Below are 230 nucleotides of genomic sequence, written 5' to 3'. Positions count from 1 at the left end.
CGGGATGCCGGGCCCGCTGTCGCCGATCTGGCCGCACGCGCGGCCGGCCGCGTCGGAGGCCAGCGACCCGTCGATGCGGCCGCCGTCCGGCGTGTACTTCACGGCGTTGTCGAGCAGGTTGCCGAACATCACGCGCAGCGCGCCGACATCCGAGACGACGCTCGCCGCGCGCGACACCTCGAAGCCGAGATCGATGTCGCGCCGCTGCGCGAGCGGCGCATGCGCGGCCA

At 74.8% G+C, this 230-nt stretch carries 1 protein-coding gene; it reads right to left on the bottom strand.

The features are described 5' to 3' along the window. On the bottom strand, positions 1-230 hold a 230-nt coding region (locus KVT39_RS37620), incomplete at both ends, for a sensor histidine kinase (RefSeq protein ID WP_368858977.1).

Source organism: Burkholderia sp. GbtcB21 (assembly GCF_019091065.1).
GTDB lineage: Bacteria > Pseudomonadota > Gammaproteobacteria > Burkholderiales > Burkholderiaceae > Burkholderia > Burkholderia pyrrocinia_C.
The sequence above is the reverse complement of the archived record's forward strand: the minus strand, read 5'-3'. Positions and strand labels throughout refer to the sequence as shown.